Source organism: Rhodoferax sp. (assembly GCF_014859475.1).
GTDB lineage: Bacteria > Pseudomonadota > Gammaproteobacteria > Burkholderiales > Burkholderiaceae_C > Rhodoferax.
Genome location: NZ_JACUUE010000189.1, coordinates 1 through 4,936, shown reverse-complemented (window position 1 = coordinate 4,936; position 4,936 = coordinate 1). Strand labels below are relative to the sequence as shown.

The window sequence follows — 4,936 nt, the reverse complement described above, 5'->3', positions numbered from 1 at the left end:
TCGCGATGACGAGGTCTCTGTTCAAGGTCCGTGTGCGGTATCGGGCCTGATTCGGACGGCTCGCAGTGACGGCTTACTTGTTCAAGGTCCGCGTGCGGTGCCTGGCCGAATACGGCGAGCTTGCCATGACGCGGTTTTTCACCTTCATTTCAGCCAACGGCGCTGACAGGCCCATCCAGATGAAAGCTTCTCAAGTCAGCCTCACTGCCGCAATTCAGCCAGTCAGCCATTACGAAAATTTTCCGGTGGCATCCCTGCTGTGCCCGCCGCACTTGCGAGCGGCCGTTGCCGCCATCTACCACTTTGCCCGCACAGCCGACGACCTGGCCGACGAAGGTGATGCCAGCGCCGCGCAACGGCTGGACGCACTGGCGCAGTACCGGGCCGACCTGCTGGCCATTGCCAGCGGCCAGGCGCACAGCGGCCAGTGGCCACTGGTGTTCGACCCGCTGCGTGAGGTGCTGCGCGTTTTCGGCCTGCCCGTGCCGCTGCTGGCCGACCTGCTCGATGCCTTTGCCCAGGACGTGCGTTACACCGCAGCGCAGCGCCGCTACCACGATGATGCCGAGCTGCTCGACTACTGCACGCGCTCGGCCAACCCGGTGGGGCGCCTGCTGCTGCACCTGTATGGCATCAGCGATGCACTGTCGCTCACGCAAAGCGACCAGATTTGCAGCGCCCTGCAGCTCATCAATTTCTGGCAGGACGTGTCAACCGACGTGCCGCGCGGGCGCTGGTACCCATCGCAGCAAGCCATGGCAAAACATGGTGTGCAGGACGCTGACCTGCAACCGGGTAGCCAAAGTGACAATGCAAGGCAGCTGATCACCGCCTATGCAGCGCAAGCCCGCGCGCTGATGCAAGCCGGCGCGCCGCTGGCACGGCGCATTCCGGGCCGGGCGGGTTGGGAACTGCGCCTGGTGGTGCAAGGCGGTCTGCGCATTCTGGACAAGATCGAGGCGCTCAACTTCGCCACCTGGCGCACCCGCCCCAAACTCACCGCCTGGGATGTGCCTGTGATGCTTTGGCGGGCACTGTGGGTGCGGTGAGTCACAAGACCTGTTTAAACTCGGGCGCAACCCTTGAAACCGCCCATGACCCCCCAAGACTACGTCCAGCAAAAAGCCGCCGCCTCTGGCAGTAGTTTTTATTACGCTTTTTTGTTTTTGCCCGCGCCCAAGCGCGCCGCCATCACCGCGTTTTACGCCTTCTGCCGCGAGGTGGACGATGTAGTGGACAACATGGTGGACCCCAGCGTGGCCGCCAGCAAACTGCAATGGTGGCGCACCGAGGTGGCGCAGGCCTTTGCCGGCACGCCCAGCCACCCGGTGCTGCAGGCGCTGATGCCGCTGGCGGCCGACTACCGGATCGAGGAGCGCCAGCTGCAGTCCGTCATCGAGGGCTGCCAGATGGACCTGAACCAGACCCGCTACCTGGACTACGCCGGCTTGCAAAGCTACTGCCACTTGGTGGCCGGTGTGGTGGGCGAGGTGGCAGCGCAGATTTTTGGCCAGACAGAGGCGCAAACCACCGACTACGCGCACGCGCTGGGGCAGGCGCTGCAGCTCACCAACATCATCCGTGACGTCGGTGAAGACGCGCGGCGCGGGCGTATCTACCTGCCGGTCAATGACTTGAAGCAGTTCGGCGTGACGGCCCAGGAAATTCTGGATGGCACTTACTCCGAGCGCTTCACCGCGCTGATGCAATTTCAGGCCGAGCGCGCCCAGGGCCTGTACGACCAGGCGCTGGCGCTGCTGCCCGGCGCCGACTGCCGCACGCAAAAACCCGGCCTGATGATGGCCAGCATTTACCGTGCCCTGCTCGCCGAGATCGCGCTTGAGAACTTTGCCGTGCTGCACCAGCGCATCAGCCTGACACCGCTGCGCAAGCTTTGGCTGGCCTGGAAGGTGCAGGCGCTGGGGCGCATTTGAAAGTTGCCATCATCGGCGCCGGCTGGGCCGGCATGGCAGCAGCCGTCAAGGCCACCCAAGCCGGCCATCAGGTCTCGGTTTTTGAAGCCGCCCACGCCCTCGGCGGCCGCGCCAGGGTCGTCACCAGCAGCACCACCCAGACCCTGCCCGATGGTACGCCGCTGCGGCTCGACAACGGCCAGCACATCCTGATTGGTGCCTACACCGACACGCTGGCTTTGCTGCGCCTGGTGGGCATTGCGCCCGAAGACGCGCTGCTCGATCTCCCCATGACGCTGCAATTCCCGGATGGCCTGGGCCTGAAATTTGCCGCGTGGCCAACGCCGCTGGACGCGCTGGGCGGCATCCTGCAAGCCCGCGGCTGGTCGGCGGGCGACAAATGGGCGTTGCTGCGTGCGGCGCTGGGCTGGAAACGTCAGGAATTCAGCTGCGCAGACACCCTCTCCGTGGCCGATTTGTGCCGCAGTCTGGCACCCAGAATCAAAGCTGAGCTGATCGAACCCCTGTGTGTCTCGGCGCTCAACACACCGCCCGCGCAAGCCAGCGCCCAGGTGTTTTTGCGCGTCATGCGCGACGCCCTGTTTGGCGTGCCGGGCGGCTCGCGCCTGCTGCTGCCACAAGTGGACCTGAGCGCCTTGTTTCCAGACGCCGCCGCAAGCTGGGTGCTTGAGCGCGGCGGCCAGCTCAGGCTGGGCCAGCGGGTTCAATCGCTGCAAACGCACGGCCAGCGATGGCTTGTCCAGCAAGAGCTGTTTGACACCGTGCTGCTGGCCACCTCGGCGGCCCATGCAGCGCAAGTCATCAGCGCCAGCGCCCAGGACGCCCCCCGGTCTATCCCGGACACGATGCAGCATTGGCTCGATACCACCCATGCCCTGCAGCATGAAGCCATTGCCACGGTCTATGCCTGGGCGCCGCAAGCCAGTTTGCCGCAAGCCATGCTGGCCTTGCGCAGCAACGCGCAGCAGCCGGCCCAGTTTGTCTTTGACCGGGGCCAGCTGGGCGGCCCAAAAGGTTTGCTGGCCTTTGTGGTCAGTGCGGCCCGGGGCGAACGCACCCATTTGCAAGCGCTGGTGCTGGCGCAGGCCCAGGCGCAGCTTGGTCTGGCCTTGCAACCGGTGCAGACGCTGGTGGAAAAACGCGCCACCTTTGCCTGCACCCCCGGCCTGCAACGCCCACCCATCGCCATTGCGCCGGGCCTGCTGGCCTGCGGCGACTATGTGGCCGGCCCCTACCCGGCCACGCTGGAAGGCGCCGTGCGCAGCGGCTGCGCTGCGGTGGCCTTGCTGTGACAGCTTCAAAAGCCCCGTGCGGCGTCGAGCCCCCCAACTCAGTGAAAATAGCGCCATGAATCTTCTCACCTCCCCCTTCGCCAAAGAGCCACCGTTTCAACACGGCCAAACCCCGCGCACCGCCGTGCTGTACTGCAACCTGGGCACGCCCGATTCCCCCGGCACGCCCGATGTACGGCGTTTTTTAAGCGAGTTCCTGGGCGACCCGCGCGTGGTCGAGGTGCCGCGCCTGCTCTGGCTATTGATTCTGCACGGCGTCATTCTGCGCATCCGACCGGCCAAATCGGGCGCCAAATACGCCAGTGTCTGGCTGCCTGAAGGCTCACCGCTCAAGATATGGACCGAAAAGCAAGCCAGGATGCTGCATGGCTGGTTGGGCCAGCGCGGCCACCATGTGCAGGTGCGCTACGCCATGCGTTATGGCAGCACGTCGATCGCGTCGCAGCTCGACCAGCTCAAGGCCGAGGGCACCACGCGCGTGCTGATTGTGCCGGCCTATCCGCAGTACTCGGCCACCACCACGGCCAGCCTGTTCGATGCGGTTTACGACTGGGCTGGCAAGGTGCGCAACATTCCGGAGCTGCGCTTCATCAACCATTACCACGACGATGCCCGCTACATTGCCGCCCTGGCCGGCCGGGTGCAACAGCATTGGCAGGCCAACGGCCGCCCTGATGTGCTGCTGATGAGTTTTCACGGCGTGCCCGAGCGCACGCTGCACCTGGGCGACCCCTACCACTGCGAATGCTTCAAAACCGCGCGCCTGCTGGCCGAGCAGCTGGGCCTGTCAAAAGACCAGTACAAGGTGAGCTTTCAGTCGCGTCTGGGCCGTGCCAAATGGCTGGAGCCTTACACCGAGCCGACGCTGATCGAGATGGGCAAAGCCGGTGTCAAGCGCGTCGATGTGGTGTGCCCGGCCTTCACCAGCGACTGCCTGGAAACGCTGGAAGAAATCAACATGGAGGCGCGCGAGGCGTTCCTGCACGCCGGCGGCAAAGAGTTTCATTACATTGCCTGCCTCAACGACGACCCGGCCTGGATCACCGCACTGTGCGACATCACCGAGCAACATCTGCAGGGCTGGCCGACCCAGGCACCGCCCGATGCGGCTGCTTTGGCTGCCTCCAGAGCGGCTGCGTTGGCGCTGGGCGCCAGGCAATAAAAGCACAAGGCGCGCGTCCGGGGGACACTCTGCATAACTCTGGTGAAAGTGTGGTAGTGCGGATCGGGATGGGATGCAAGGCGCCGTTTTGCAGCCAATAGCCGCAGCTATTGGCAAAAAATGCAACGCCGCAGACCGCCCGAGGCCGTGCTGCCACAAATCGCAGGGAGTTATGCAGAGTGTCCCTGGATCAAGCCTGACTTGAGCAGGGTGGCGCGCAGCGTGGTCAGGTCATCACTGACAAATTGACCAAATGTCTCGCCACTGAGCAGCGCCGGCGTCCAGCGGTTTTTGACCAGCGCCTGCATCCAGGTCTGCGACTCGGTGGCCCGGACTACCTTGTCGATCAGGGCTTCGCGCTGCGCTTGGCTGATGCCCGGCGCGCCATAGACGCCGCGCCAGTTGTCAATTTCAACCGGCAGACCCAGCTCGGTGAGCGTGGGCACAGACGCCAGACCAGGCAGGCGCTGCCGGGAGGTGACCGCCACGGCGCGCATTTTGCCGGCCTCGATGTAAGGCGCAAACTCGCTATAACCACTGCCGCCCAG

Annotated in this window: 5 protein-coding genes; 4 read left to right on the top strand and 1 reads right to left on the bottom strand. The window is 64.7% G+C overall.

Annotated elements, in window-relative coordinates; all coding sequences use genetic code 11:
- The first annotated feature begins 179 nt into the window (after positions 1–179).
- Genes hpnC through hemH form a run of 4 tightly spaced genes read left to right on the top strand, consistent with a single transcriptional unit; the run spans position 180 to position 4,388 of the window.
- The gene (hpnC, locus tag IBX54_RS12620; protein ID WP_296543006.1) at positions 180–1,049 is read left to right on the top strand and encodes a squalene synthase HpnC; all 870 of its coding nucleotides are present in this window, start codon (positions 180–182) and stop codon (positions 1,047–1,049) included.
- A 45-nt stretch (positions 1,050–1,094) separates the two neighbouring features.
- A complete protein-coding gene (hpnD, locus tag IBX54_RS12615; RefSeq protein WP_296543005.1) occupies positions 1,095–1,934 on the top strand; it encodes a presqualene diphosphate synthase HpnD in 840 nt (279 codons plus the stop codon).
- A complete protein-coding gene (gene hpnE / locus IBX54_RS12610) occupies positions 1,931–3,226 on the top strand; it encodes a hydroxysqualene dehydroxylase HpnE (protein WP_296543004.1) in 1,296 nt (431 codons plus the stop codon). The genes hpnD and hpnE overlap by 4 nt, the downstream gene beginning before the upstream one ends.
- Positions 3,227–3,281: 55 nt before the next feature.
- The gene (gene hemH / locus IBX54_RS12605; protein ID WP_296543003.1) at positions 3,282–4,388 is read left to right on the top strand and encodes a ferrochelatase; all 1,107 of its coding nucleotides are present in this window, start codon (positions 3,282–3,284) and stop codon (positions 4,386–4,388) included.
- A gap of 170 nt (positions 4,389–4,558) precedes the next feature.
- Here hemH and IBX54_RS12600 read toward each other — a convergent pair.
- On the bottom strand, positions 4,559–4,936 hold a 378-nt coding region (locus IBX54_RS12600), incomplete at its 5' end, for a tripartite tricarboxylate transporter substrate binding protein (RefSeq protein ID WP_296543002.1).

Coding starts and splice junctions, on each gene's coding strand:
- hpnC (WP_296543006.1), top strand. CDS start 180: ATGAAAGCTTCTCAAGTCAGCCTCACTGCCGCAATTCAGCCAGTCAGC.
- hpnD (WP_296543005.1), top strand. CDS start 1,095: ATGACCCCCCAAGACTACGTCCAGCAAAAAGCCGCCGCCTCTGGCAGT.
- hemH (WP_296543003.1), top strand. CDS start 3,282: ATGAATCTTCTCACCTCCCCCTTCGCCAAAGAGCCACCGTTTCAACAC.